At 73.4% G+C, this 25,545-nt stretch carries 24 protein-coding genes and 1 riboswitch; of the genes, 12 read left to right on the top strand and 12 right to left on the bottom strand.

Annotated elements, in window-relative coordinates:
• Positions 1-1,083 (top strand): lytic polysaccharide monooxygenase, encoded by a 1,083-nt coding sequence (locus ACPXCS_RS36420; protein WP_425944596.1) that lies wholly within the window; start codon positions 1-3, stop codon positions 1,081-1,083.
• Between the two features lie 64 nt (positions 1,084-1,147).
• On the opposite strand, the gene ACPXCS_RS36415 is transcribed toward ACPXCS_RS36420, so the two are convergent.
• Positions 1,148-1,837, bottom strand: coding sequence for a hypothetical protein (locus ACPXCS_RS36415; RefSeq protein WP_425944595.1), 690 nt, complete (start codon positions 1,835-1,837; stop codon positions 1,148-1,150).
• 190 nt (positions 1,838-2,027) lie between these two features.
• Here ACPXCS_RS36415 and gcl point away from each other — a divergent pair, with 190 nt between their 5' ends.
• Positions 2,028-3,812: a glyoxylate carboligase gene (gene gcl / locus ACPXCS_RS36410; protein ID WP_425944594.1), complete on the top strand. Its 1,785-nt coding sequence runs from the start codon at positions 2,028-2,030 to the stop codon at positions 3,810-3,812.
• Between the two features lie 508 nt (positions 3,813-4,320).
• On the opposite strand, the gene ACPXCS_RS36405 is transcribed toward gcl, so the two are convergent.
• From ACPXCS_RS36405 to ACPXCS_RS36390, 4 genes are all read right to left on the bottom strand, one after another.
• On the bottom strand, positions 4,321-4,557 hold the full coding sequence (locus tag ACPXCS_RS36405; RefSeq protein WP_402611151.1) for a hypothetical protein: 237 nt from the start codon (positions 4,555-4,557) through the stop codon (positions 4,321-4,323).
• A 312-nt stretch (positions 4,558-4,869) separates the two neighbouring features.
• A complete protein-coding gene (locus tag ACPXCS_RS36400) occupies positions 4,870-6,327 on the bottom strand; it encodes a catalase (protein ID WP_425944593.1) in 1,458 nt (485 codons plus the stop codon).
• A 207-nt stretch (positions 6,328-6,534) separates the two neighbouring features.
• Positions 6,535-7,428 carry a 2-hydroxy-3-oxopropionate reductase gene (locus ACPXCS_RS36395; RefSeq protein ID WP_425944592.1) on the bottom strand — a complete coding sequence of 298 codons (894 nt, stop codon included), beginning with the start codon at positions 7,426-7,428 and terminating at the stop codon, positions 6,535-6,537.
• A gap of 27 nt (positions 7,429-7,455) precedes the next feature.
• Positions 7,456-8,277 carry a TIM barrel protein gene (locus ACPXCS_RS36390; protein WP_425944591.1) on the bottom strand — a complete coding sequence of 274 codons (822 nt, stop codon included), beginning with the start codon at positions 8,275-8,277 and terminating at the stop codon, positions 7,456-7,458.
• A gap of 280 nt (positions 8,278-8,557) precedes the next feature.
• Here ACPXCS_RS36390 and ACPXCS_RS36385 point away from each other — a divergent pair, with 280 nt between their 5' ends.
• The 7 genes from ACPXCS_RS36385 to ACPXCS_RS36355 all read left to right on the top strand — a co-directional run bounded on the left by ACPXCS_RS36385 (position 8,558) and on the right by ACPXCS_RS36355 (position 14,333).
• On the top strand, positions 8,558-8,809 hold the full coding sequence (locus tag ACPXCS_RS36385) for a hypothetical protein (RefSeq protein WP_425944590.1): 252 nt from the start codon (positions 8,558-8,560) through the stop codon (positions 8,807-8,809).
• Positions 8,806-9,174 (top strand): helix-turn-helix domain-containing protein, encoded by a 369-nt coding sequence (locus ACPXCS_RS36380; protein ID WP_425944589.1) that lies wholly within the window; start codon positions 8,806-8,808, stop codon positions 9,172-9,174. The genes ACPXCS_RS36385 and ACPXCS_RS36380 overlap by 4 nt, the downstream gene beginning before the upstream one ends.
• A 154-nt stretch (positions 9,175-9,328) precedes the next feature.
• Positions 9,329-9,838, top strand: coding sequence for a 2-oxo-4-hydroxy-4-carboxy-5-ureidoimidazoline decarboxylase (gene uraD, locus ACPXCS_RS36375; protein WP_425944588.1), 510 nt, complete (start codon positions 9,329-9,331; stop codon positions 9,836-9,838).
• Between the two features lie 7 nt (positions 9,839-9,845).
• A complete protein-coding gene (gene uraH, locus ACPXCS_RS36370; RefSeq protein ID WP_425944587.1) occupies positions 9,846-10,250 on the top strand; it encodes a hydroxyisourate hydrolase in 405 nt (134 codons plus the stop codon).
• Positions 10,251-10,254: 4 nt separating this feature from the next.
• Entirely contained in the window at positions 10,255-11,202 is a 948-nt protein-coding gene (gene pucL, locus ACPXCS_RS36365) for a factor-independent urate hydroxylase (RefSeq protein ID WP_425944586.1), read from the top strand.
• A 108-nt stretch (positions 11,203-11,310) separates the two neighbouring features.
• On the top strand, positions 11,311-12,690 hold the full coding sequence (locus ACPXCS_RS36360) for an 8-oxoguanine deaminase (protein WP_425944585.1): 1,380 nt from the start codon (positions 11,311-11,313) through the stop codon (positions 12,688-12,690).
• Positions 12,691-12,944: 254 nt separating this feature from the next.
• Positions 12,945-14,333 (top strand): nucleobase:cation symporter-2 family protein, encoded by a 1,389-nt coding sequence (locus ACPXCS_RS36355; protein WP_425944584.1) that lies wholly within the window; start codon positions 12,945-12,947, stop codon positions 14,331-14,333.
• Between the two features lie 76 nt (positions 14,334-14,409).
• Here the strand turns inward: ACPXCS_RS36355 and ACPXCS_RS36350 are convergent, their stop codons facing one another.
• From ACPXCS_RS36350 to ACPXCS_RS36340, 3 genes are all read right to left on the bottom strand, one after another.
• Entirely contained in the window at positions 14,410-14,832 is a 423-nt protein-coding gene (locus ACPXCS_RS36350) for an acyl-CoA thioesterase (RefSeq protein ID WP_425944583.1), read from the bottom strand.
• 79 nt (positions 14,833-14,911) lie between these two features.
• Positions 14,912-15,553, bottom strand: a complete 642-nt coding sequence (locus ACPXCS_RS36345; protein WP_425944582.1) for a hypothetical protein — start codon at positions 15,551-15,553, stop codon at positions 14,912-14,914.
• 73 nt (positions 15,554-15,626) lie between these two features.
• Positions 15,627-16,835, bottom strand: a complete 1,209-nt coding sequence (locus ACPXCS_RS36340; protein ID WP_425944581.1) for a pyridoxal phosphate-dependent aminotransferase — start codon at positions 16,833-16,835, stop codon at positions 15,627-15,629.
• Between the two features lie 87 nt (positions 16,836-16,922).
• Between ACPXCS_RS36340 and ACPXCS_RS36335 the strand changes: the two genes are divergently transcribed.
• Positions 16,923-17,579, top strand: a complete 657-nt coding sequence (locus ACPXCS_RS36335) for a winged helix-turn-helix transcriptional regulator (RefSeq protein ID WP_425944580.1) — start codon at positions 16,923-16,925, stop codon at positions 17,577-17,579.
• A gap of 7 nt (positions 17,580-17,586) precedes the next feature.
• On the opposite strand, the gene ACPXCS_RS36330 is transcribed toward ACPXCS_RS36335, so the two are convergent.
• From ACPXCS_RS36330 to ACPXCS_RS36320, 3 genes are read right to left on the bottom strand one after another with little or no spacing between them, the layout of a single operon-like run.
• Positions 17,587-18,387 (bottom strand): hypothetical protein, encoded by an 801-nt coding sequence (locus tag ACPXCS_RS36330; protein ID WP_425944579.1) that lies wholly within the window; start codon positions 18,385-18,387, stop codon positions 17,587-17,589.
• Complete coding sequence (locus ACPXCS_RS36325; RefSeq protein ID WP_425944578.1) at positions 18,387-19,652, bottom strand: VWA domain-containing protein; 1,266 nt, start codon at positions 19,650-19,652, stop codon at positions 18,387-18,389. Before ACPXCS_RS36325 ends, ACPXCS_RS36330 begins: the two co-directional genes overlap by 1 nt.
• A gap of 44 nt (positions 19,653-19,696) precedes the next feature.
• Positions 19,697-21,190, bottom strand: coding sequence for an IucA/IucC family protein (locus tag ACPXCS_RS36320; protein WP_425944577.1), 1,494 nt, complete (start codon positions 21,188-21,190; stop codon positions 19,697-19,699).
• A 100-nt stretch (positions 21,191-21,290) separates the two neighbouring features.
• Between ACPXCS_RS36320 and ACPXCS_RS36315 the strand changes: the two genes are divergently transcribed.
• Both ACPXCS_RS36315 and ACPXCS_RS36310 read left to right on the top strand, forming a co-directional pair.
• On the top strand, positions 21,291-22,847 hold the full coding sequence (locus tag ACPXCS_RS36315) for an IucA/IucC family protein (RefSeq protein WP_425944576.1): 1,557 nt from the start codon (positions 21,291-21,293) through the stop codon (positions 22,845-22,847).
• Positions 22,848-22,875: 28 nt separating this feature from the next.
• Positions 22,876-22,997, top strand: a riboswitch (cobalamin riboswitch).
• Positions 22,998-23,060: 63 nt separating this feature from the next.
• Entirely contained in the window at positions 23,061-23,462 is a 402-nt protein-coding gene (locus ACPXCS_RS36310) for a (2Fe-2S) ferredoxin domain-containing protein (RefSeq protein WP_425944575.1), read from the top strand.
• Positions 23,463-23,469: 7 nt separating this feature from the next.
• On the opposite strand, the gene ACPXCS_RS36305 is transcribed toward ACPXCS_RS36310, so the two are convergent.
• Entirely contained in the window at positions 23,470-25,542 is a 2,073-nt protein-coding gene (locus ACPXCS_RS36305) for an iron ABC transporter permease (RefSeq protein ID WP_425944574.1), read from the bottom strand.
• Positions 25,543-25,545 lie beyond the last annotated feature (3 nt).

Below are 25,545 nucleotides of genomic sequence, written 5' to 3'. Positions count from 1 at the left end.
ATGGCTCGAAGCACCAGACGCCCCCTGTCCTTACTGGCGGTCCTGGTCACCCTGCTCAGCGGGCTCGGTCTGGCCCTGATCGGCCAGAACAGCGCGCAGGCGCACGGCGTGACGATGACGCCCGGCTCGCGGACCTACCTCTGCTGGCTGGACGCCAAGACCAGCACCGGCTCACTGGACCCGACGAACCCCGCGTGCAAGGCCGCGCTCGCCGAGAGCGGCGCGTCGTCGCTGTACAACTGGTTCGCCGTGCTCGACTCCAACGCGGGCGGACGCGGCGCGGGCTACGTCCCGGACGGCAAGCTGTGCAGCGCCGGCGACCGTTCCCCGTACAACTTCACCGGCTACAACGCCGCCCGCGCCGACTGGCCCCGCACGCACCTGACCTCCGGGGCGACGATCCGCATCAAGCACAGCAACTGGGCGGCGCACCCCGGTGACTTCCGGGTGTACGTCTCCAAGCCCGGCTATTCGCCCACCAAGCCGCTGGGCTGGGGCGACCTGGAGCTGATCCAGACCGTCACCAACCCGCCGCAGTCCGGCTCGGTGGGCAGCGAGTCCGGCCACTACTACTGGGACCTGAAGCTGCCCTCGGGCCGCTCGGGTGACGCGATGATGTTCATCCAGTGGGTGCGCTCGGACAGCCAGGAGAACTTCTTCTCCTGCTCCGACATCGTCTTCGACGGCGGCAACGGAGAGGTGACCGGCATCCGCGGCTCGGGCGGCACCCCGGACCCGACGCCCACGCCGACCCCGACGCCCACCGACCCGCACACCGGGTGCATGGCCATCTACAAGGTGACCAACTCCTGGGGCGGCGGCTTCCAGGGGTCCGTCGAGGTGATGAACCACAACACCGCCGCGCGTGACGGCTGGGCGGTGCGCTGGCAACCCGGTGACGGGACCAGGATCAGCCAGGTCTGGAACGGCAGCCTGAGCACGGGCACCGACGGCACGGTCACGGTCCGGCACGTGGACCACAACCGCACCATCCCGCCGGACGGCACCGTGACGTTCGGCTTCACCGCCACGTCGACCGGGAACAACCTGCCGGTCGGCTCGATCACCTGCGTCAACCCGTAACACCGCGCACACCGGCGCCGGCTCCCGCACCGTGGGGGGCCGGCGCCGCTCTTTGTCCTCGTGCTCAGGCGGCGAACGCCTCGGCGGGTTCGTTCACCGGCTGCGGGGTGCCGGTCAGATCGAGCACGAACAGCGGCACGCCCAGCGCGTCGGCGCGGGCGCGGGCCTCGTCGCCGTACCCGGCGAGGGAGAAGTAGACGCAGGCCGCGGACTCCGTCATCGCGGTCAGCCACAGGCACTCCACGTCCCGCGCGTCCGCCGGGCGCACGGTCGGATCCACCTGCGCCAGCACCCCCGGGGCGGCGAGCCCTATGCCGGAGGGCGGGCGCCGGTCGGCACGCCGCACCTCCCGGTGGCCGAGCCAGCGCAGATAGAGGGCGGCGGCGGTGACGGCGTCCCGGGCGGTGCGGATGGTCACCGGCTGGAAGGCGGGACGCACCGGCGGCGGGGCGCCGGAGGGGGACGCGCCCGGAGACTCGCCCGGGGCGCTGCGCGCGTCCGAAACCGGCAGCCGCAGCACGGTGCCGCAGGGGCACCCCAGTTCCGGGCGGGGCCATGCGGAGGGACGGTCGCAGGCGGCGCAGCGCACGGTCACCCACTCCTCGTCCCAGGACCGGTGGGTGACGGCGGCCGGCCGCGCACGCCGGTCGAGCGGTGGCGCGACGGGCGCTCCGCAGGCGCACGGATAGGACGGCACGGCGAACAGCTGGGCGCGCCCACAGGCCGGACAGCGCACCGACACGCTCTCGGACATGCCCCCATCGTCCCCCCGCGGGCCCCCGCTTGTCCGTCGGTCCGCCCATCGCCCCGGACGTCTCTTGACGGCTTCTCCGCACCCCCCTACATTGCTTCCAGATAGTAGAAGTTAGTTTCCACAATACGGAAGGTGCTCGCGGCGGGGCGCGACGGGAGTGCATGTCCGACAGCGAACCAGGAGTAGTCCCATGGCTCGTATGACCGCTGCCCGCGCGGCAGTCGAGATCCTCAGGCGCGAGGGCGTCACCGACGCGTTCGGTGTCCCGGGCGCGGCGATCAACCCCTTCTACGCGGCGCTCAAGGCCTCCGGCGGCATCGCCCACACCCTCGCCCGGCACGTCGAGGGCGCCTCCCACATGGCCGAGGGCTACACCCGCACCCACCCGGGCAACATCGGCGTCTGCATCGGCACCTCAGGACCGGCCGGCACCGACATGATCACGGGCCTGTACTCCGCGATCGGCGACTCCATTCCGATCCTGTGCATCACGGGCCAGGCCCCGACCGCCGTGATCCACAAAGAGGACTTCCAGGCCGTCGACATCGCCTCCATCGCCAGGCCGGTCACCAAGATGGCCGTGACCGTGCTGGAGGCCGCGCAGGTCCCGGGCGTCTTCCAGCAGGCGTTCCACCTGATGCGCTCCGGCCGCCCCGGCCCGGTCCTCATCGACCTGCCGATCGACGTGCAGCTGACGGAGATCGAGTTCGACCCGGAGACGTACGAGCCGCTGCCGGTCTACAAGCCCGCGGCCACCCGCGCCCAGGTCGAGAAGGCCCTCGGGATGCTGAACGCCGCCGAGCGGCCGCTGATCGTCGCCGGCGGCGGTGTCGTCAACGCCGACGCCTGTGAACTGCTCGTCGAGTTCGCCGAGTTGACCGGCACACCCGTCGTGCCCACGCTGATGGGCTGGGGCGTCCTGCCCGACGACCACGAGCTGAACGCCGGCATGGTCGGCCTGCAGACCTCGCACCGCTACGGCAACGCGACCTTCCTCCAGTCCGACTTCGTCCTCGGCATCGGCAACCGCTGGGCCAACCGCCACACCGGCAGGCTGGACGTCTACACGGCCGGGCGCACCTTCGTCCACGTCGACGTCGAGCCGACCCAGATCGGCCGGATCTTCGCCCCGGACTACGGCATCGCCTCCGACGCCCGGGCGGCCCTGGAGCTGTTCGTCGAGGTGGCCGGGGAGCTGAAGGCGGCGGGCGGACTGCCCGACCGCTCGGACTGGGCCGCGTCCGCGCAGGAGAGGAAGGCGACCCTGCAGCGCCGTACGCACTTCGACGACATCCCGATCAAGCCGCAGCGCGTCTACGAGGAGATGAACAAGGCCTTCGGCCCGGAGACGCGGTACGTGTCCACCATCGGCCTCTCGCAGATCGCCGGCGCGCAGATGCTCCACGTCTACCGGCCCCGGCACTGGATCAACTGCGGTCAGGCGGGCCCGCTCGGGTGGACCATCCCGGCCGCGCTCGGTGTCGCCAAGGCCGACCCGGAGGCGACCGTCGTCGCGCTCTCCGGCGACTACGACTTCCAGTTCATGATCGAGGAACTGGCCGTCGGCGCGCAGCACCGCATCCCGTACGTCCACGTCCTCGTGAACAACTCCTACTTGGGGCTGATCCGCCAGGCGCAGCGGGCCTTCGACATCGACTTCCAGGTCAAGCTGGAGTTCGAGAACATCAACGCGCCCGAGCTGGGCGTCTACGGCGTCGACCACGTCAAGGTGGCCGAGGGCCTCGGCTGCAAGGCGATCCGGGTGACCGACCCGGCCGAGCTGGGCGCCGCCTTCGAGCAGGCCAGGAAGCTCGCCGCGCAGTACCGGGTCCCGGTCGTCGTCGAGGCGATCCTGGAGCGCGTCACCAACATCTCCATGTCCACGACCAACGACATCGGCAACGTCGTGGAGTTCGAGGAGATCGCCACCGAGCCGGGCCACGCCCCGACCTCGATCAGGACGCTGAAGGTCTGACCCCGGCGGGGCAGGGGCGGTCCGTCCGGCAGGGCGGGCCGCCCCTCACGCATGCCCGGAACCCGAGGATCACTCCCCGCCTCCGCCTCCGCCGCCCCCGCCGCAGGAGGAGTAGCCCCCGTAGCCGCCGCCCGTGCCGCGCGGTGAGCGCTTCAGGAGCGGGTCGCCGCCCACCTCGACGCGGTGGACGAGGCCCGCCCGCAGCGCGAACCGGGGCACCAGCAGGCGCAGGGCCGGCTCGCCGTGCAGGGCGACGGCCAGCAGCCGGTCACGGTGGGTCGGACCGCGCCTGCCCGCCGGCAGCGGGTGGGTGCGCCGCAGCTCCCGGACGTGGCGCCGGGCGGCGCGCGTCGGGCCGAGCAGCGGGTAGCGCAGCAGGCCCGCCTCCGCGAGCGGGCCCCGTGTGCCGTGAATGTGCCCGGCCCCGGGGGCCGTCGAAGCCCCCGGGGCCGGGTTCAGAGGTTCATTTGAGGGTGTCGTACGCGGGTACGGCCGGTGCCGTACCCGCTCAGGTGCCGGGGTGCTCGGAGAGTCCCGGCCAGTCGTCCGGACCGCCGCCCTGCCACTCGACGAGGTCGTTCTCCTCGACGTCGGTCACGTAGAGGTCGGCCAGCCGCAGGATCTCCGCCACGTCGTCCACGTGCGTGGCGATCCCCAAGGGCTCGTCGCCCAGCGTGACTCGCCGTGAGCCGTCCAGGGCGGGGGCGTGGACCACGACGTGCGGATGCTCGGTCGGATGTGCCATGTCTTCAGGCTGCTGCCCCGAGGGCGGTCGCGCACCCCGGGGCGGTCTGGCCGTCCGACGGCGCGAGGCTGGGCGCGACAGGACGTTCGCGCCGCCGGACGGGGCCTGGAGGGGAGAGGAGGAGCGGATACCGGGACCGCGGCGGGTGCGACGGAGCGCGGAGCGGACTTCCCTCAGGTCGAGAAGCCGCACCGGCCCCTTCACCACCGCACTGGCTCGCAACCGCCGCGGTCCGCACCCTGACCGTGTCCGTGCCCGGGGCGGCCACCCCTCATCCGGGCCACCGCGGGCGGCCGGACACGGTCAGGGAGTTCAGTCCTCGCGCAGGGCGCGGACCGCCTCCTCCACGCGCCTGCCGTACTCGGGGTCGGCGGCGTGGAAGTGCGCGAGGTTCTCGTCGATCACGTCGTCGCGGGAGACCCGGGACAGGCCGCCGGCGATGTTCGCGACCAGGCGGGACCGCTCCTCGGCGGACATCAGCCGGTACAGCTCGCCCGCCTGGAGGAAGTCGTCGTCCTTGGTGTGCCGGGGCGCCGCGTGGGTGCCCGTGTGGCCGTTCACCGCGAGCGGGGCCGACAGCGGCCGGCCGGTCTCGACCGGGCCGTCGTAGGAGTTCGGCTCGTAGTTCTTCGCGTAGCGGCCCTGGGGGTTGGCGGCCATCAGGCCGTCCCGGCCGTAGTTCTGCGCGGTCGTGGCGCGGGGCGCGTTGACGGCCAGCTGCGTGTGGTTGACGCCCAGGCGGTAGCGGTGGGCGTCCGCGTAGGCGAACAGCCGGCCCTGGAGCATCTTGTCGGGCGAGGGGCCGATGCCCGGCACGAAGTTGTTCGGGGAGAACGCGGCCTGCTCGACCTCGGCGAAGACGTTGTCCGGGTTGCGGTCCAGCACCAGCCGGCCCACGCGCCGCAGCGGGTGGTCGGCGTGCGGCCAGACCTTGGTCAGGTCGAACGGGTTGAAGCGGTACTCCGCCGCCTCGGCCGCCGGCATGATCTGGACGTAGAGCGTCCAGGACGGGTGCACACCCCGCTCGATGGCCTGGAGCAGGTCGGTCTGGTGCGAGTTCGGGTCCCTGCCCGCGAGCTCGGCGGCCTGCTCGCTGCTCAGGCAGCGGATGCCCTGGTTCGTCTTGAAGTGGTACTTGACGAAGAAGGCCTCACCGCGGGCGTTGGTCCACTGGTAGGTGTGCGAGCCGTAGCCGTTCATGTGCCGGTACGAGGCCGGGATGCCGCGGTCGCCCATCAGCCAGGTCACCTGGTGCGTGGCCTCGGGGGAGTGGGCCCAGAAGTCCCAGACGTTGTCCGGCTCCTGACGGCCCGTGAAGGGGTCGCGCTTCTGCGAGTGGATGAAGTCCGGGAACTTGATCGGGTCCTTGATGAAGAAGACCGGTGTGTTGTTCCCGACGAGGTCGTAGTTGCCCTCGCGCGTGTAGAACTTGACGGCGAATCCGCGCGGGTCGCGCACGGCGTCCGCGCCGCCGAGGCTGTCGGCCACGGTCGAGAAGCGCAGGAACACCTCGGTGCGCCGGCCCACCTCACCGAGGAAGTCGGCGTGGGTGAAGTCCGTGACGTCGTCGGTCACTTCGAAGTGCCCGTAGGCGCCCGAGCCGCGGGCGTGCACCACGCGCTCCGGGATGCGCTCGCGGTTGAAGCGCGCGAGCTTCTCCAGCAGGTGCTGGTCCTGGAGCAGGAGCGGTCCGCCGGCGCCGGCGGTGGCGGAGTTCTGGTTGTCGGCGACGGGGGCGCCGGACTCGGTGGTGAGCACGCGCTGCGACATCGTGACCTTCCGTACGAGAGGGCAGCGGAAAAGTGTTTCCGCTTTGTGGAGCCTAGGGTCGGGTGATCGGAGCGTCAACAGTTTGTTGAAGCGGTGGGCATGGCTGGTTCCGGGCGGCGCCGCCCCTCTGGGCGCGACAGGACAGGTGTCAGGGGCGGCGCCGCCCGGGATCGTGGGGCCCCCGGGTGCGCGAGGGCCGGCGGGAGGTCAGATCCGGGCGCCGGAGAGCCGCTCCACGGCCCGCAGCAGCGCCGAGTGGTCCAGGCCGCCGTCGCCCTGCGCGCGCAGGGACGCGACCAGCTGGGCGACCACCGCGCCGACGGGCAGGGCCGCGCCGACGGTGCGGGCGGCGTCCGTGACGATGCCCATGTCCTTGTGGTGCAGGTCGATCCGGAAGCCCGGCTTGAAGTCCCGGTCGAGGAAGTTGTCCTTCTTGCGGGTCAGCACGGTCGAGCCGGCGAGGCCGCCGCCCAGGACGTCGAGGGCGGCCTTCAGGTCCACGCCGGACTTCTCCAGGAAGACCACGGCCTCGGCGCACGCCTGGATGTTCACGGCGACGATCAGCTGGTTGGCGGCCTTCACGGTCTGGCCGGAGCCGTGCGGACCGCACAGCACGATGGTCTTGCCGAGCGCCTCGAGGATCGGCTTCGCGGCGTCGAAGTCGGCCTGCTCGCCGCCGACCATGATGGACAGCACGGCCTCGATCGCACCGGCCTCACCGCCGGACACCGGGGCGTCCAGCACGCGGATGCCCTTGTCCCGCGCCGCCTTCGCCAGGTCGACCGAGGTCTGCGGCGTGATCGAGGACATGTCGATCAGCAGCGCCCCGGACCTCGCGTTCTCCAGGATGCCGGCGGGGCCGTAGGCGATGGCCTCGACCTGCGGGGAGGCGGGCACCATCGTGATGACGACGTCGGCGTCCCGTACGGCCTCGGCGATCGAGCCGGCGGCCGTGCCCCCGGCGGCGGACAGGCGGTCCAGCTTGTCCTGCTCCAGCGTGTAGCCGGTGACCCGGTAACCCGCCTTGATCAGGTTCTCGGACATCGGGGAGCCCATGATGCCGAGGCCGATCCAGGCGATCGTGGGAAGGGTGTTGCTCATGATGGTGGGTGCCTTTCGGTACGGGGGTCAGCGGGGCAGCCAGTCGAAGGCCTCGGCGCTCGGGCGGTCGCCCGGCTTGTACTCCAGGCCCACCCAGCCGTCGTAGCCCGCCTTCCTCAGCTGGTCGAGGAGGTCCTCGAGGGGCAGCGAGCCGGTGCCCGGCGCGCCCCGGCCCGGGTTGTCGGCGATCTGCACGTGGCCGGTCCGCGACGCGTACCGCTCGATCACCGACGGGAGGTCCTCGCCGTTCATGGACAGGTGGTAGAGGTCCATCAGGAACCGGGCGTTGCCCAGTCCCGTCGCCTCGTTGACCCGGTCCACGACGGCCACGGCGGCCGGGGCGGACACCAGCGGGTACCGCGGGGACTCCGGCGCGTTCAGTGCCTCGACCAGCAGGACCGCGCCGATCCGGTCGGCGGCCCGGGCCGCGAGGACCAGGTTCTCCAGCGCGAGCGCGTCCTGTTCGGCCGGGTCCGCGCCCTCGACGCGGTTGCCGTACAGGGCGTTGAGGGCCGTGCATCCGAGCGAGGCGGCGAAGCCGGCGGCCACGTCGATGTTGGCGCGGAACCGCTCCGACTCCGCGCCGGGGACCGACAGGGCGCCGCGGTCGGGGCCCGGCAGCTGCCCGGCGTAGAAGTTCAGCCCGGTGAGCCGGACGCCCGCGTCCTCGATCGCCCGCTTCAGGGCGTCGAGCTCGGACTGCCCGGGGGTGGGCGTGTCGGTCCAGGGCCACCACAGCTCGACCGCCGTGAAGCCGGCCGCGGCGGCGGCCGCGGGGCGCTCCAGGAGCGGGAGTTCCGTGAAGAGGATCGACAGGTTGACGTTGAAGCGCTGGTCTGCGAATCCCATCGGGCCGCGCTCCCTTCCGCTGTATTTCGTATTGTGGAAGTTGCTTTCTGCTTAACGGAAGAGTGCCGTCGGGTCTCCCCGCTTGTCAAGGGGGAGGGGGCGGGGCCGCCGCCCGACCGCCCCCGCCCCTGTCGTCCGGCCCGGCGCGACATGCCCCGCCCGTCCCCGCGTCGGCTAGGGTCGCCTCGTGGCGGGCCCGGCGTGCCCGCCGGTCGCCGCCGCGCCGGGTCCGGCGCGGGCGAGCCGGCCACGGCGCGGGACACGAAGGCCAGGGGGCACTATGCGTTTGAGGGTGGAGTTCACGACCGAGCCCTTCGACCTGGACGAGGCGCCCGCGCACGCGCTGGTCGCCCGCGAGGTCGTCGAGGCCGCCGAACTGGACGCCGTGGACGTCGGCCCGTTCGGCAACACCGCGCAGGGCGGTGCCGACGCGGTGCTCACCGCCGTGGACGCCCTGCTGCGCAGGACCCTGGAGGCCGGCGCCACCCGCATCTCCCTCCAGATCAACGTGGTCGAGGAGGGCGAGGCATGACCGGCACGGGGGGCGAGCCGTTCATTGCGGCCGTCAAGCCCCTGGTCGACGCCATGGGCGGCGAGATGCTGCCCCCCGACGAGGCCGGTCCCGACGACGTCGTGCTGTCCTGGGAGGGCCGGGACGCCGTCGCCGTACGGCTGCCGCAGCTGGCCGACTCCCTCGATCACATCCTGGCCGCCATGGAGCGCCGCAAGGGCATGCCGCTGGCCGATCTGGACCGCAAGGCCAAGCAGGAGGTCGTGCGCGTACTGGAGGCGCGCGGCGCCTTCTCCGTGCGGCACGGCGTGGAGACGGTGGCCAGCGCCCTGGGGGTCAGCCGCTTCACCGTCTACAACTACCTCAACCGCGAGAAGGGGGCCTGACCGGCCCGTTCCGGGCGCATCGCCCGTCCTTCGGTTTCCGCGCCGTTTCCCCGCCGCGAATTTTCAACAAACTGTTGACGCGCTGTCGCGGGAGGGCGTTAGCTAACGGCACGCCCGTTCAGCACGACGGCCGCATCCGGCCACGGAGGCTCCCGTGACTTCCACTTCCACGCCGCCGGGCCTGGCCCGGTTCAACACCCTGGAGGAGCACGCGGCCCGCGCCGCGCTCCACGAGGCGTGCGCCTCCACCACGTGGGCGGAGCGTCTGCTCGCCGCCCGCCCCTACGCCGGCTGCGAGGACCTGTACGCCGCGAGCGACGCCGCCACGGCGGACCTGACGGCCGCGGACCTCGACGAGGCGATGGCCGGCCACCCGCCCATCGGCCGGCCCAAGCCCGGCGACCCGACCTCGGCCCGTGAACAGCGCGGCATGGCCGGCGCCTCCGACGAGCTCAAGGCGGAGATGCTGGAACTGAACCTCGCCTACCAGGAGAAGTTCGGCCATGTCTTCCTGATCTGCGCCACCGGCCGCACCGGCGAGCAGATGCGCGACGCGGTCAGGGAACGGATCGGCAACACACCGGAGCGGGAGCGGGAGATCGTCCGCACCGAACTGGGGAAGATCAACCGCATCCGGCTCGCCCGACTCGTCGAAGAGGACTGACCGCACCATGAGCACCCCCGCCACCGCGTCCGTGTCCACGCACATCCTGGACACCAGCGTCGGCCGCCCGGCCGAGGGCGTCGCCGTCCACCTCTCCGCCCGCCCGGGGCGCACGGCCCCCTGGCAGGCGCTCGGTGGCTCCGCGACCGACGCGGACGGCCGGTGCAAGGACCTGCCGGCCCTGCCGGAGGGAACGACCCACGTACGGCTCGACTTCGCGGTGGAGCCGTACTTCGAACAATCCGCGAAGAAGCAAGCCGATGCGCAGCAGGACGCCCCCGCGAATCGGGACAGCGGCGCCGGTGTGTTCTTCCCGGAGGTGGCGATCACGTTCGCCGTCGTCCCGGGCGAGCACTACCACGTACCGCTGCTGCTCACCCCGTTCGGCTACTCCGTATACCGAGGGAGCTAGCTAAATGACCGTCAATTCCCGCCCCGGCCGCCCTGTCCTGCTCGGACAGAACCAGTACGGCAAGGCCGAGAACCGAGTCGTGAAGATCACGCGGGACGGCGCCACCCACCACATCAAGGACCTGAACGTGTCCGTGGCGCTGAGCGGCGACATGGACGAGGTCCACTACTCGGGCTCGAACGCCAACGTCCTGCCGACCGACACCACCAAGAACACGGTGTTCGCCTTCGCCAAGGAACACGGCATCGAGTCCGCCGAGCAGTTCGGCATCCACCTCGCCCGGCACTTCGTCACCAGCCAGGAGCCGATCCACCGGGCGCGGATCCGCATCGAGGAGTACGCCTGGGAGCGGATCGAGGCCTCCGACGCCAACTCGCAGTTCATCGGCGCCGACGAGGTCAAGCACTCCTTCGTCCGCAAGGGCCAGGAGACCCGGCTCACCCAGATCACCTACGACGGTGAGCGGTGGGAGGTCATCTCGGGCCTGAAGGACCTGGTCGTGATGAACTCGACCAACTCCGAGTTCTGGGGTTACGTCAAGGACAAGTACACGACCCTGAAGGAGGCCTACGACCGCATCCTGGCCACCGAGGTCTCCGGTCGCTGGCGCTTCAACTGGACCGACGACGAAGAGCGCATGCCGAACTGGGAGAAGTCCTACGAGCAGGTGAAGAAGCACATGCTCCAGGCCTTCGCCGAGACCTACTCGCTCTCGCTGCAGCAGACGCTGTACCAGATGGGCGCGCGGATCATCAACCACCGCAGCGAGATCGACGAGGTCCGCTTCTCGCTGCCGAACAAGCACCACTTCCTGGTCGACCTGGAGCCGTTCGGACTGAAGAACGACAACGAGGTCTACTACGCCGCCGACCGGCCCTACGGCCTGATCGAGGCGACGATCCTCCGCGAGGGCTGCGAACCGCGCATCCCGGTGGATCTCACCAACCTCTGACGTTCCCTTTTTCGGCACCCGTGGCCGGGGGAACCCGTCTCCCGGCCACGGCACTCAAACTCCCGGGGTCCTGCCGTGCCCTCTCCACATCAGCGCAAAGGACGAACCATGGCAGCAGACCGGCGCATCGTCATCGAGAACTGTGCGATCGCGACCGTCGACGGACACGACACCGAGTACGCCTCCGGACACGTCGTCATCGCCGGCAACCGCATCGAATCCCTCGGCGCGGGCCCCGCCCCCGAGGGCCTCCGGGACGTGGCCCGCCGCATCGACGCCTCCGGCCACCTCGTGACCCCCGGCCTGGTCAACACCCACCACCACTTCTACCAGTGGATCACCCGCGGCCTGGCCACCGACCACAACCTCTTCGACTGGCTCGTCGCGCTCTACCCCACCTGGGCGCGCATCGACGAGCCGATGGTCCGCGCGGCCGCCCAGGGCTCGCTGGCGATGATGGCCCGCGGCGGCGTCACCACCGCCATGGACCACCACTACGTCTTCCCGCGGGGCTCGGGGGACCTCTCCGGCGCGATCATCGGCGCCGCCCGCGACATGGGCGTCCGCTTCACCCTCGCCCGCGGCTCCATGGACCGCAGCGAGAAGGACGGCGGCCTGCCCCCGGACTTCGCCGTGGAGACCCTCGACGGCGCCCTGGCCGCGACCGAGGAGACCGTACGGCAGCACCACGACGCCTCCTTCGACGCCATGACCCAGGTCGCGGTCGCGCCCTGCTCGCCCTTCTCCGTCTCCACCGAACTGCTGCGCGACGGCGCTCAGCTGGCCCGCCGCCTGGGCGTCCGGCTGCACACCCACGGCTCGGAGACCGTGGAGGAGGAGAAGTTCTGCCACGAGCTGTTCGGCATGGGCCCGACCGACTACTTCGAGTCCACCGGCTGGCTCGGGGAGGACGTGTGGATGGCGCACTGCGTCCACATGAACGACGCCGACATCGCCGCCTTCGCCCGCACCCGGACCGGCGTCGCGCACTGCCCCTCCTCCAACGCCCGCCTCGCGGCCGGCATCGCCCGCGTCCCCGACCTGCTCGCCGCCGGCGTCCCGGTCGGGCTCGGTGTCGACGGCACCGCCTCCAACGAGTCCGGCGAACTCCACACCGAGCTGCGCAACGCCCTGCTCGTCAACCGTCTCGGCGGCCACAAGGAGGCCGCCCTCAACGCCCGCCAGGCGCTGCGCCTGGGCACCTTCGGCGGAGCCCAGGTCCTCGGCCGGGCGGCGGAGATCGGCTCCCTGGAGCCCGGCAAGCTCGCCGACCTGGTCCTGTGGCGCATGGACACCCTCGCCCACGCCTCCATCGCCGACCCGGTGACCGCGCTGGTCCTCGGCGCGGCGGCCCCGGTCACCGCCTCCTTCGTGAACGGCCGGCAGATCGTCGAGGACGGCCGCCTGCTCACGGCCGACGAGGACGCCATCGCCCGCGCCACGCGCGACGAGGCCCGGCGCCTGGCGAGGATCGCCGCCGGCGCCTGACCACCCGGATACTCCGGCCGGGAGGGACGGCTCCCGGCCGGTGGCCGCGGACCCGAGCGGGGCTCGCGGCGGCTGTCTCCGGAGGCGTGCGCCCACGCGAGCGCCTCCGGAGACGGCATTACCGTCCGCCGGTCCCTCCCCCAAGCTCTCGGCTTCGCTCGAGCAGGGAGGTACCCCCATGACCACCCGCACCACCTCCCTGACACCCACGGCGGCCTTCGCGCCGCCGTGTAACCGACCGGAGGGACGCCGCCGTGGCCGACCACCCCGTTGACGAAAAACTCCCCGCGCTCAAGATGGCGACGACCGGCCTGCAGCACGTGGCCGCCATGTACGCCGGAGTCGTCGCCCCGCCCCTGATCGTCGGCGCGGCCATCGGCCTCTCCGCCACCGACCTGACCTTCCTCACCGGCGCCTGCCTGTTCACCGCGGGCCTCGCCACCTTCCTGCAGACCCTCGGCATCTGGAAGATCGGCGCCCGGCTGCCGTTCGTCAACGGCGTCACCTTCGCCGGTGTCGCCCCGATGACCGCGATCGCCGCCTCCACCGAGGACAGGTCCGACGCCCTGCCGATCATCTTCGGCGCGGTCATCGTCGCCGGACTCCTGGGCTTCCTCGCCGCCCCCGTCTTCTGCAAGGCGATCCGCTTCTTCCCGCCGGTCGTCACCGGCACCGTGATCACCCTCATCGGCATATCGCTGCTGCCCGTCGCCTTCGGCTGGGCGCAGGGACCGAACCCGGCCGCCGGCGACTTCGGCTCCGCGACGAACCTCGGCCTCGCGGGCGTGACCCTGCTGATCGTGCTGCTGCTGCGCCGCTTCACCCGCGGCTTCGTCAAGCAGATCGCCGTTCTGCTGGGCCTGGTCGCCGGCACGCTGATCGCCATCCCGTTCGGCGTCACGGACTTCGGCCCGGTCGCGGACGCGGACATCGTCGGCTTCCCGACCCCGTTCCACTTCGGCGCCCCGCAGTTCCAGCTCGCCGCGATCATCTCGATGTGCGTGGTGATGGTGGTGTCGATGACCGAGTCGACCGCGGACATGCTGGCCCTCGGCGAGATCGTCGACCGCCCCGCCGACGAGCGGACCATCGCCGCCGGCCTGCGCGCCGACACCCTCGGCTCGGCGATCAGCCCTCTGTTCAACGGCTTCATGTGCAGCGCCTTCGCGCAGAACATCGGCCTGGTCGCGATGACGAGGATCCGCAGCCGGTACGTCGTCGCCGCGGGCGGCGGTTTCCTGGTGCTGATGGGCCTGTGCCCGATGGCCGCCTCACTGATCGCCGTCGTACCGCGCCCGGTGCTCGGCGGGGCGGGCGTGGTCCTGTTCGGCTCGGTCGCCGCCAGCGGCATCCAGACCCTGGTGCGGGCCGGCCTGGACAAGGACAACAACGTCCTGATCGTGGCCGTCTCCCTGGCCGTCGGCATCATCCCCATCACGGCGCCCGAGTTCTACCACGCCTTCCCCGAGACGGCCCGGATCGTCCTGGACTCGGGCATCTCCACCGGCTGCGTGGCGGCGGTGCTGCTGAACCTGGTCTTCAACCACCTGGGCAGGAGCGGCCGGGACGCCCACGACGTGACCCACCCGATGGAGGCGGGGGAGGAGCTCACGGGCGCGCCCAAGGCGGCGACCGCCTCCTGAGCCCCTGACCCTCGTGCCGGCTTCCGGCCCCGGTCGGCTCACCGCCGACCGGGGCGGGCCGCCGGGCGCGGCCGGCTCAGAGCCCGAACAGGCCCGGGTCCGACGCCAGCTCGCGGAAGACCCCGGCGGGATCGGCGACCAGCCTGCGCTCGGCGAGGTCGAGGATCCCGCCGACCGCGGAGATCTCGGCGGCCACCGTGCCGTCGGCCTTCACCACGGTCTGCTCGATCCGGAACGTCTTGCCGTCGCCCCAGATGAAGGCGCAGGTCACCTCCGCCTCGTCGCCGGCGAGCAGCTCCCGCTTGTAGCGGATCGTCGTCTCCAGGGCGACCGGGCCGACGCCGCTGCCGATGAGGGCGGACTGGCTGATCCCGGCCGCCCGGAGCAGCGACCAGCGGGCGTGCTCCGCGTAGTTCAGGTAGACGGCCTGGTTGAGGTGTCCCTGCACGTCCGTCTCGTATCCACGGACGGTCACAGGGACGGAAAACGGCTCGCTCACGGCTTTCCCTTCTCGCGCCGGACGTCCCGCACGGGAGTCTCGTGCACTGCGCAACGATCCGTCGATCTTGGCATGTCCCTCACGCCCGGCGCGGTGAAGCCAGCAGATACCGGCCGCCGGTGCGCGGCTCGCGGTGCTCGCTCACCTGCCAGCCTGCCCCTTCCAGGGTGGCCGCACAGGTCCGCAGCGCCTCGCCGTCCGGCTCGTACACGGCGACCGCCTCCGGCTGCGGTGTCTCGCGCACCCGGTAGCCCACGGCGTCCGGGCCGGCCGGGTGGTGGCCCGCCGCCTCCAGCGCGAGCGCGGCGGCCCGCACCAGATGCGTGCGCTCCCAGCCGCACGGCCGGTCCACCGATCCGTCCGGGTTGGTCATCCGGCGCAGCTCCAGCAGCCCCTGCCAGGCGCTGTGCACCTCACGGCGCCGGTCGGGCCCGGGCGGCGGGGGGTCCGGCTCGCCGCCGGTGCGTGCCGCGAACACCCCGGTCGGGGCGGGGCCCGGGGCCTGCGCGGACCCGGCGGGCTCGGGCGGCCGGGTGATGCCCTGGCGTATCCGGTGGCCCTCCGGCGTCAGGAAGCAGTCGTGCGGCGGGCGGGGGTGGCGGAAGGCGAGGCCCCGTCCGACCAGCGCGGCGAGCTGGGCCGGCGTGCCCCGCAGCCGTCCGGTCACGGGGTCGGCGGCGTCGATGACACGCCGCTGCGCCGGGGTCGGAGGTCGGGTCACGGCATGCTCCTCTCGGGCCGGTGCGGCACGGTCCACCTGCTCGAAGGCTACGACCCGCCACCGACAACCGCCGCTACTGGCGATAGCCGCCGAGGAACCGCCCGATCCGCCCGATCGCCGCCTCCAGGTCGTCGGCGTGGGGCAGCGTGAGGATGCGGAAGTGGTCCGGCGTCGGCCAGTTGAAACCGGTGCCCTGAACCACCTGGATCTTCTCCCGCAGCAGCAGGTCGAGGACGAACTTCTCGTCGTCGTGGATCCGGTGCACCTTGGGGTCCAGGCGCGGGAAGGCGTACAGGGCGCCCTTGGGCTTCACGCAGCTCACGCCGGGAATCTCGTTGAGCTTCCGCCAGGCCGTGTCCCGCTGCTCCAGCAGCCGCCCGCCCGGCCGGGTCAGCTCGCCGATCGACTGCCGGCCGCCGAGGGCGGCCTGGATGGCGTACTGGGCGGGGGCGTTGGCGCACAGCCGCATGGAGGCCAGCATGGTCAGGCCCTCCAGGTAGTCCCGGGCGTGCTGCCTGGGGCCCGTGACCACCAGCCAGCCGGAGCGGAAGCCGGCCACGCGGTAGGTCTTGGACAGGCCGCAGAAGGTGAGGACCACCAGGTCCGGGGCGAGCGCGGCGGCCGGGTGGTGCACCGCGTCGTCGTAGAGGATCCGGTCGTAGATCTCGTCGGCGAAGACCATCAGGCGGTGGCGGCGGGCGAGGTCGAGGATGCCCTCGACGATCTCCCTCGGGTAGACCGCCCCGGTGGGGTTGTTCGGGTTGATGATCACGACCGCCTTCGTCCGGTCGGTGATCTTCGCGGCCATGTCGTCGAGGTCCGGGTACCAGTCGGCCTGCTCGTCGCAGAGGTAGTGGACCGCCTTGCCGCCGGCGAGGGTCGTCACGGCCGTCCAGAGGGGGAAGTCCGGCGCGGGGATGAGGACTTCGTCGCCGTCCTCGACGAGGGCCTGGACGGCCATCGACACCAGCTCGGACACGCCGTTGCCCAGGAAGACGTCGTCGACGCCGACCTCCAGGCCGAGCGTCTGGTAGCGCTGGGCGACCGCGCGGCGGGCGGAGAGGATGCCGCGCGAGTCGGTGTAGCCGTGCGCCTGCGGCAGCATCCGGATCATGTCCTGGAGGATCTCCTCCGGCGCCTCGAACCCGAAGAGCGCGGGGTTGCCGGTGTTCAGGCGCAGCACGCTGTGGCCCGCCTCCTCCAGCGCGTCGGCCTGCTCGATCACCGGGCCGCGGATCTCGTAACAGACCTCGCTGAGCTTGCTCGACTGCCGGAACTCCATGCGCCGCTTCCCCTCTGCCGAACCGTGTTGCTTGGTTTTACCAAGTGGGAGCTTGGAAAGTCCAACAACTTGTCTAGACTGCGTCGCATGCCACCTCGCCGAAGCTACGACCAGTACTGCTCCGCCGCCCGCGCGCTCGACGTCGTCGGCGACCGCTGGACCCTGCTGATCGTCCGCGAACTGCTCGCCGGTCCCCGCCGCTACACGGACCTGCACGCGGACCTGCCCGGCGTCAGCACGGACGTACTCGCCTCCCGGCTGAGGGACATGGAGCGCGACGGCCTCGCGACCCGGCGCCGGCTCCCGCCGCCCGGCGCGGCCAGCGTCTACGAACTCACCGCGCGCGGACGGGAGTTGCTGCCCGTGCTGCAGGCGCTGGGGGAGTGGGGGCAGGACGAGCTCGGCGAGCGCCGCCCGACGGACGCCGTGCGGGCGCACTGGTTCGCGCTCCCCCTGCTGCGCCTGCTGGACGGGGAGGGACTCGTCGAAGTCCGCCTGGAGGAAGGGCGGTTCCATCTGCACGCCGGCGCCGGGGAGGGGCCCGTGTACGGCGACGGACCCGCCCCCGGGGAGCCCGACGCCCTGCTGGTCCTGGACACCGCCACGTGCACGGCGCTGAGCCGCGGGGAGCTGGACCTGGCCCGGGCGGTGCGGGAGGGCCGGATCGAGGTGACCGGCGCGGGCGCCCTGGCGAAGGCCCTCCGCGAGGCGGGTCAGGAGGCCCGCGCGCAGCGGGCCTCCTGAGGGGCCGTCAGACGCTCGGCGGCACCCGGGACGGACGTCCCGGACCCCGGGTGAGCGCGTACCCGGCGACTCCCGCCAGCGCGGCCAGGACACCGCCCAGCGCGGTCCACACCCACCGGTCCGACCACCAGCCGGACGTCCAGCCGTCCTCGGGTTCGAGCCCGGCCAGCACCGCGGCGTCCCCGCTCCCGCCGCTGTCGTCCCCGGGCCTCGTCGCGATCCCCGGCACCAGCGGCTCGGCCAGCCGGCCGTCCACGGCGGCCGCGCCGCCGACGTCCTCGGAGTCCACCCGGACCCGGGTGCCGACCGGCTGGCCGAGGTCGGCGGTGGCGACACCGGTGGCGGTCAGCCGCACGTAGTACGTGCCGGGCAGCGGGTCGTTCGCCCACGGCTCCGACCAGCCGCGGACCGTGCGCAGCGCGCAGGCCAGTTCGACGGAGGCCGCGTCGGCCGCCACGGTGCGCGTCTGCGCCCCGTACCGGCAGGCCTGGCGGCGGCGCAGACCGTCGTAGACGTCGACCTGCCAGGTCTGGGAGGCGTGCGCCTCCGGCAGCTTCACCGTGGCCCTGACCGTGGGGCGCTGCCCGGTGTCCGCCGGGAACGACCAGTACAGGTAGTCCCCGGTGGAGCCGCTCGCGGTGGCCTCCTGCCCCTGCTCGATCTCCGTCGCCGTACGGAACGCCGTACCGGCTCGCGTGGGGGCCGCCGAGCCGTCCTGCGCAGGGCTCGGCGAGGCGTCCGCCGCGGCCGGCGCGGCCACGGCCCCCAGGATCAGCAACGCGGCGCTCAAGGCGCCCACCATGCGCATCAGTTGGTCCTCCAGACCGCGACCCGCCAGCGCGACAGCCAGCCCCAGACGAGACCGGCCAGGAAGCCGGTCAGGATCAGCACACCCAGCAGCCACCAGCCGCGGCCGAGCCCGAAGGCGGCCACGTCGGCCGCCTGCGCCGGACCGTCCACCACGTCGACGGTCAGCTCCAGCGGCAGACCGGGCGTTCGCCGCACGTTGGAGGCCGCCGAGAAGGAGTGCGAGACCGTCAGGCAGACGGTCTCGGCGGGAGCGTCCTCCCCCTCGCCCGCGGCCTTCGGATGGCGCAGACCCGTCGAGATCACGTCCGTCCGGCCGGTGCCCGCCGCCTCGCCGCGCACGATCTCGCGGCCCGTGACCGTGACGGCCCGCAGCAGCACGCCGTAGCCGGGGTCCACGGCCCGGTCGGCCGCCACGCTCACCGAGGCGCGCAGCTCCTTGCCCGGCGGGAGGTCCACCCGGTACCAGCGCTGCTGCCCGAACCCCACGCGGTCCGTGTACAGGCCCGACGTCAGCGACGGAGCCCCGGCACACCGGTCCGCGCCCCGCACCGCCACCGGCGTCACCACCGGCTCGGCCGCCCGGTCCACCAACTCGTTGACCCGATCGGTCAGTTCGTCCTGGTGCTCGACGGAGGTGTAGGTGCCGCCGGTGGCCTCGGCGATACAGCTCAGCTGCCGGCTCATCTTGGCGGTCGGCACCAGGCCCAGGGTGTCGATGGTCAGGCCGATGCCCTCGGCGGCGATCTCGCGGGCGACCTCGCACGGGTCGAGCGGGGCGCAGGTGTCCTCGCCGTCGCTGATCAGCACGATGCGCTTGGAGCCGTCGCCGCCGTCCAGGTCGTCGGCCGCCTTCAGCAGGGCCGGTCCGATCGGCGTCCAGCCGGTCGGGGTGAGCGTGGCGACGGCCGTCTTCGCCTCGGTGCGGTCGAGCGGCCCGACCGGATAGAGCTGCGCGGTGTCCTTGCAGCCCGTCCTGCGGTCGTCCCCGGGGTAGTTCGCGCCGAGGGTGCGGATGCCCAGCTCGACCTCCTCGGGCGTCGCGTCCAGCACCTCGTTGAACGCCTGCTTCGCGGCGGCCATCCGCGACCGGCCGTCGATGTCCCGCGCCCGCATCGAGCCGCTCACGTCGAGGACGAGGTCGACCTTGGGCGCGTCCCGGCCCGTGGGTTCACCGGCGGCCGCCCCGGCCGGGAGGGCGATCCCGGCGGTCAGGGCGGCGAGCAGGGCGCAGGCGCCCGCCGCCAGCCGTGTACGTGTGATCATCGGCGGATCCTATTGATCACCGCGGCCGAGCTCCAAAACGGCCCTCAGCGCAGCGGGTTGGGCAGCTCCGCCCACTGGTCCCCGGGCGTCTGCGGCGAGAGCCGCATCAGCGTCAGCGCCTTGGCGGGCAGGGGCTCCGCCCGCAGGGCCGTGAGGTCCGCCCCGTCGGGAAGGTCCCGCAGGGCCGTCTCCAGCGCCGCCGCGAGCGCCTCGCCCGACCCGGCCGTCCCGGCCAGCGCGCCCGCCACCAGGGAACCGAACAGCTTGCGGCGGAGCGTGCGTTCGTCGTCCGTGACCATGCGGGCGGGCAGCTCGGGCACCGCGATGCCGTGCCGGGCCAGGCGGGCCGGGCTGACCCGGATGTCGGCCAGGTCGCGGTAGACCAGCCGCAGCGGATCGCCGTCCGGACCCAGGACCACCAGGAGGTTCTGGCCGTGCGCCTCCAGGGCCACGCCCAGCTCCAGCAGCCGCAGGCCGGCCGTGAGGGCGAGCCGGGCGAACCCGGCCAGCCAGGCGGCGGAGCGGGGCAGTTCGGTGGTGGCGAGGGCCGCCACCGGCAGCACCCGCTCGCCGCCGCCCGCGTACGTCTGCGGCGACTGGCGCAGCAGGGCCGCGAAGTCCGGCGAGCCGGCCGCCGCCGCGCCCAGCGTGCGGGTGACGTGCAGCAGTCCGTCGGTGCGCGCGGCCGGGAGCTCGGCGAAGTCCGACAGCAGCGCGGAGGCGGCCACCGAGGGCAGCGAGATGTCCCGCACCGAGGACGTCAGCCGGGCGCTCAGCGAGGTCTTGACGTGCGGTCCGCCCGGCAGTGCGAGGGTCCGCAGGGACATCAGCGGATGCCCGGCACGCCGCTCCTCGCAGGACCGCTTCAGCACGTGCGCCGCCTGCCACGGATGCACCGGCAGCACCACGTGCCCCCCGTCGCGCAGCTCGTCGGGCCACGCCCCCGTCACCAGGCACTCCGCCGCCCGCACCGGCACCAGGCCCAGCTCCACCACCGGCCGGTGCTCGGGCCCGTAGGCCAGCTGCTCGGCGACCGAGAAGCCGGGCCGGGAGCGGCAGGTCGGGTGGAACGGATGCCCGTCGACGATCCGCTGCTCCCACTCCCAGTCGCGCTCCGGCCACCCCCGGGTACCCTCCTCCTGCCCCGCGCGCGACAGCGCCAACGAGGCCACGCTGTGCCCGAGTTCGGCCGCGAAGGACCCGGAGTGCGGCACGCCGAGGTCCGTCATCAGCCGCGCCGGATCGCCGTACTCCGTCCCGCCGAGCCGCACGGCGGTGACGTACGCCCCGGTCGCGTACGGATCCGGGAGCGGACCGTGCAGCCGGCGGCCGTCGGACAGGGTCAGGACCAGCCCGTCCCGGCCCCGCCGCACACCGCTCACCCAGGGCAGTGGATCATGGGTCAGACCGCGCCACAGGCGGGACAGCACGGCCGCCCGGGCGCCGGGCAGTTCGGCCTCGTAGCGCGGCAGGAGACCGGGCCGCACGACGGACAGCTCGTCGGCGACCTCGGTCTCGGCGCTGGGGGGACGGTGCACGGGCGGACTCCTCGGGTACGAATAGGGCGTCACAGCGGAACGGCGACGACCGGCATACTGATCATCTCCGCCCGGAACGCCGGAAGGACCACAGGGACGAGTGGAACGCGTGGACCTCATGCCCCCGCCCGCCGACGACGACTCGGCCCACGGTGACGACCCGGCCACCGGCGCCCTCGCCGACGCCGTCGCCGCCGTTCCCCTGCTCAACTGCCTGCTGCGCGAGATCGCCCGGCCGGTGCGCGAGGAGGGCGGACACCGTGTGTACCGCCTGCCGGGCCAGGACCGCCTGTTGCGCGTGCGCGGTACCCGGCGGCCCGCCGAGCCGGAGGTCGAGGTGGCGGGCGCCTGGCAGCGCCTCGGCCACACCGGCCTGGTCGATCTGGTCGCCGAGGAGCTGCGCCGGCACACCGGCCTGGCCAACGCCGAGCTGCCCGCCGAGATGATCCGCAGCCGGGACACCGTGGCCGCGCTGCTCACCGCCCGCGCCGCGGCCACCCCGCCCGAGGACCTCCACCAGCGGTCCGAGCAGTGCCTGCTCACCGGTCACACCCACCACCCGGCCCCCAAGACCCGTGGCACCGGCCCCGCCGCCGCCTGGCTGCCGTACGCGCCCGAGGCGTACACCCGCTTCCCCCTGGTCCTGCTCGGGGTGCGGGAGGACACCGTCGTCGAGGACGGCGACACCGCGGCCCTCGACGCCCTCGGCACCGCCCCGCCCGGCTACCGGCTGCTCCCCGCCCACCCCTGGCAACTCGACCTGGCCGCCCGGGAGCTGGCCCCCGCCTTCGCGGACGGCAGACTCCTCCGGCTCGGCACGACGTCCTTCACCACCTGGCCGACGGCCGCCGTCCGCACCGTGTACGCCCCGGAGCGCGACCTGTTCCTGAAGTTCAGCCTGGACGTGCGCATCACCAACGACATCCGCCGGCTGTGGCGCCACGACCTGCTCGCCCTGCGCCGGACCGACAGCGCCGCGGGCGCGGCCTTCGCGGCGTACGACGGCCCGCCCGGCTGGCTCGGCGACCGCGGGTACCGCACCGCCGGCTTCGCCTTCGAGGCCCTGGCCGTCCTGGTCCGCGACGGCTTCGCCGGCCGACTCGTGCCCGGAGCGACCCCGCTGCTCGCGGCCGGTCTGGTGGAGGGCTTCGACGGCAACCCGCTCGACCGCGTCACCGACCCGGGCACCTGGTGGGAGGCCTACCTGTCGCACGCGGTGCCCCCGGCCCTGGCCGCCTTCGCCGGGCACGGCGTCGTCGTCGAGGCCCATCTGCAGAACACGCTGGTCGCCGTGGACGCCGACGGCATGCCCGTGCAGGTGCTGTACCGGGACGCCGAGGGCGTGAAGCTGCTGGCGGACGTGGCGCGCGCGGCCGGCTGGGAGCGGCTGGTGTACTGCCTGGTCGTCAACCACCTCACCGAGATCGCCGGTGCCCTCACCGAACGATGGCCCGGTTTCGACCCCTGGCCCGCCGCCCGCCGCGAGCTCGCCCGGCACGACCTGCCGGAGATCCCCGCCCTGCTCGCCTCCCCGACGCTGCCCGCCAAGACGAACCTGCTGCTGCGCTGGACAGGCGCGGACGGCGCCGACGCCCGCTACCTGCCGCTGCCCCACCCGCTCGGGCGGCCCGCCGGCCGCCCCGGCGCCATGGAATGATGACCGGCGACAAAGGCGACGGCGGACGAGGAAGCCGGTGTGAATCCGGCGCGGTCCCGCCACTGTGATCGGCGAGCCGGTCCCGACAGGCCACTGCCCGCAGCCGGGTGGGAAGGCCGGGACCGGCGGCGACCCGAGAGCCAGGAGACTCACGCGGTCGCCTCCTCGACGGACCACCGGGGCGGATCTCCCCGGAGAGAGGGCAGGTGCGGCATGCCCGCGACGCCGGCCGGCGACCCCCAGGACGAGACCCGCGGCGGCGGCCCTGCGCCGTGCCGCGTCGTGGTGTGCCGCGACTGCTGCTGCGGCAGCCCCAAGGTGACCGGCGTCGACCACGCCGCCCAGACCGAGCGTCTGCGCGCGGCGGCGCCGGTGCGGATCTCCGACTGCCTGGACGTCTGCGACCAGGCCAACGTCGTCGTCGTGCAGCCGTCCGCCGCGGGCCGGGCCGCCGGCGCCCGCCCGGTCTGGCTCGGCCTGGTCAACGACCCGGCCGCCACCGAGGACGTCGTCTCCTGGGTGCGGGCCGGCGGCCCGGGCGTCGCCCCGCTGCCCGACATCCTCGGCCTGTACGTCTTCAGCCCGCGGGCGCGACGGGACGGGGACCGCCCCTGACACGGCCTCAGGCCGCCCGCCGGCTCCGGACCAGCAGCCACAGGAAGTACGGCGTGCCGATCACGGCCGTCATCAGGCCGGCGCCCAGCTGGGCCGGGGCGATCACGGTCCGGCCCAGCAGGTCGGCCGCCCCGACGAGCGCGGCGCCGAGCAGCACGGCGACCGGCACCACCCGGACGTGCCGTCGGCCCACCAGGGCCCGGGCCGCGTGCGGGGCGACCAGGCCCACGAAGCCGATGGTGCCGGCCGAGGCCACGGCGGTCGCCGCGAGCAGCACGCCCACCACCAGGAAGCCGAGCCGGGCCCGGGGCAGCCCGAGGCCCAGCAGACGCGGGGTGTCCCCGTCCAGCGAGACGAGGTCCAGCTCGGTGCGCCGGGCGACCGCGACGGCCAGTCCCAGGACCAGCACGAGCGCCACGGGCACCACGTCCGCCGTGGTGCGCCCGTACGTCGAACCGGACAGCCAGGTCAGCGCCTTCGTGGCGTTGAACGGGTCGGTGAGCACGATGAGCAGGCTGATCAGCGCCGTCGACCCGGCGGCCACGCCGATGCCGACCAGGACCAGCCGGTTCTGCTGGTAGCCGCCCCGGGCGGCGAGCCCGAAGACGAGGGCGGAGGCCAGCGCCGCCCCGGCGAACGCGGCCCCGGCGACGCCCCAGGAACCGGCGGCGGGCACCGTGGTCACGAGCAGCACGGCCCCGAGCGCGGCGCCGCCCGACACGCCCAGCACCCCGGGCTCGGCCAGCGGATTGCGGGTCACGGCCTGCACCAGCGTGCCGGCCAGGGCGAGCGCGGCGCCCGCGCACAACGCCGCGAGCACGCGCGGCACTCGGGTGTCCAGGACGAAGGAGACGGTCCGCCCGGCCCGGCCCTGCGCCCAGTTGGCGACGTCGCCGAGCAGGAGTTTGCTGTCGCCCAGCAGGACGCCGGCGAGGGCGACCGCGACGGTCACGGCGGCCAGGGCGGCCACCGTGGCAAGGAACGCCGTCCGGCCGGGGATGCGCATCCGGTCGGGAGCCTCCACCCCGGCGGTGTCCCGCAGCCGCAGGGCCGTCACCACGAGGAACACGGCCCCGACCAGGCTGGTGACGATGCCGGTGGGTACGCCGACCGCCGTGTCCGCGGGGATCAGGGCCCGCAGCAGCACGTCTGAGCCGAGCACCAGCGCGGCCCCGGCCAGTCCGGCCGCGGGCAGTACCGCCCGGGCGCGGACGAAGCCGCGGAACCGGCGCGAGAGCGGCCGGACCAGGGCGGGCGCGCAGAGCCCGACGTAGCCGAGCGGGCCGGTGAGGGTGACGGCCGCCGCGGACAGCAGCGCCGCCAGCACCACCACCGTGACGCGGGTGGCGTGCACCGGCACGCCCAGTCCGCGCGCCGCGTCGTCGCCGAGGGCGAGCGCGTCGACCCGCCGGGCGACCAGCAGCAGCCCGGCGAGCCCCACCAGGGCGACGGGCAGCATCTGCACGACGCCGTCGAAGCCGTTCTGGCCGATGCTGCCCTGGTTCCACTGGTAGAGGCCCTCCGTCTGCTGCGGGAACAGCAGCAGCAACCCCTCCGTGAGGGAGTTCAGGCCCAGCGCGAGCGCGGTGCCGGCCAGGACCAGGCGTACGGTGCCCGTGCCGAGGCCGGACAGGGCGAGGACCACGGCCGCGGCCACCAGCCCGCCCGCGAAGGCCACGCCCGAGGAGGCGAGCAGCGGCAGGGACACTCCGGTCGCGCCGACCAGCCCGAGCGCCAGGTACGAACCGGCGTTCACCGCGAGGGTGTCGGGCGAGGCGAGCACGTTGCGGCTGACGGCCTGCAGGACGGCGCCCGCGATACCGAGGACGACACCGACCAGGATCCCGGCGGCCATGCGCGGCAGCCGGGAGGCGATCACCACGGACGCGTCGGCCGGATCGGCCTGCCCGGTCAGGGCCTTGAACACCTGCGCCGGTCCGACGGCGGCGGTGCCCTGGGTGATGTCGACGACCGCGAGGGCGGCGACGAGGAGGACGAGCCCGGCCGTCACCGCGGCCGCGCCCGTCCGGGTCGCGGCCGCCGGGAGACGGACGGCGGGGGGCGCTTCGGTGACGGCCATGGG

The organism is Streptomyces sp. DT190, from assembly GCF_049846985.1.
In the GTDB taxonomy this organism is placed as follows: domain Bacteria; phylum Actinomycetota; class Actinomycetes; order Streptomycetales; family Streptomycetaceae; genus Streptomyces.
Note: the sequence above shows the minus strand (reverse complement) of the source record. Positions and strands in the feature narration are given on the sequence as shown.

Excerpts from the sequence above, each read along its gene's own strand:
- ACPXCS_RS36420 (WP_425944596.1), top strand. The coding sequence starts at position 1 with ATGGCTCGAAGCACCAGACGCCCCCTGTCCTTACTGGCGGTCCTGGTC.
- ACPXCS_RS36415 (WP_425944595.1), bottom strand. The coding sequence starts at position 1,837 with ATGTCCGAGAGCGTGTCGGTGCGCTGTCCGGCCTGTGGGCGCGCCCAG.
- gcl (WP_425944594.1), top strand. The coding sequence starts at position 2,028 with ATGGCTCGTATGACCGCTGCCCGCGCGGCAGTCGAGATCCTCAGGCGC.
- ACPXCS_RS36405 (WP_402611151.1), bottom strand. The coding sequence starts at position 4,557 with ATGGCACATCCGACCGAGCATCCGCACGTCGTGGTCCACGCCCCCGCC.
- ACPXCS_RS36400 (WP_425944593.1), bottom strand. The coding sequence starts at position 6,327 with ATGTCGCAGCGCGTGCTCACCACCGAGTCCGGCGCCCCCGTCGCCGAC.
- ACPXCS_RS36395 (WP_425944592.1), bottom strand. The coding sequence starts at position 7,428 with ATGAGCAACACCCTTCCCACGATCGCCTGGATCGGCCTCGGCATCATG.
- ACPXCS_RS36390 (WP_425944591.1), bottom strand. The coding sequence starts at position 8,277 with ATGGGATTCGCAGACCAGCGCTTCAACGTCAACCTGTCGATCCTCTTC.
- ACPXCS_RS36385 (WP_425944590.1), top strand. The coding sequence starts at position 8,558 with ATGCGTTTGAGGGTGGAGTTCACGACCGAGCCCTTCGACCTGGACGAG.
- ACPXCS_RS36380 (WP_425944589.1), top strand. The coding sequence starts at position 8,806 with ATGACCGGCACGGGGGGCGAGCCGTTCATTGCGGCCGTCAAGCCCCTG.
- uraH (WP_425944587.1), top strand. The coding sequence starts at position 9,846 with ATGAGCACCCCCGCCACCGCGTCCGTGTCCACGCACATCCTGGACACC.
- pucL (WP_425944586.1), top strand. The coding sequence starts at position 10,255 with ATGACCGTCAATTCCCGCCCCGGCCGCCCTGTCCTGCTCGGACAGAAC.
- ACPXCS_RS36360 (WP_425944585.1), top strand. The coding sequence starts at position 11,311 with ATGGCAGCAGACCGGCGCATCGTCATCGAGAACTGTGCGATCGCGACC.
- ACPXCS_RS36340 (WP_425944581.1), bottom strand. The coding sequence starts at position 16,835 with ATGGAGTTCCGGCAGTCGAGCAAGCTCAGCGAGGTCTGTTACGAGATC.
- ACPXCS_RS36335 (WP_425944580.1), top strand. The coding sequence starts at position 16,923 with ATGCCACCTCGCCGAAGCTACGACCAGTACTGCTCCGCCGCCCGCGCG.
- ACPXCS_RS36330 (WP_425944579.1), bottom strand. The coding sequence starts at position 18,387 with ATGCGCATGGTGGGCGCCTTGAGCGCCGCGTTGCTGATCCTGGGGGCC.
- ACPXCS_RS36325 (WP_425944578.1), bottom strand. The coding sequence starts at position 19,652 with ATGATCACACGTACACGGCTGGCGGCGGGCGCCTGCGCCCTGCTCGCC.
- ACPXCS_RS36310 (WP_425944575.1), top strand. The coding sequence starts at position 23,061 with ATGCCCGCGACGCCGGCCGGCGACCCCCAGGACGAGACCCGCGGCGGC.
- ACPXCS_RS36305 (WP_425944574.1), bottom strand. The coding sequence starts at position 25,542 with ATGGCCGTCACCGAAGCGCCCCCCGCCGTCCGTCTCCCGGCGGCCGCG.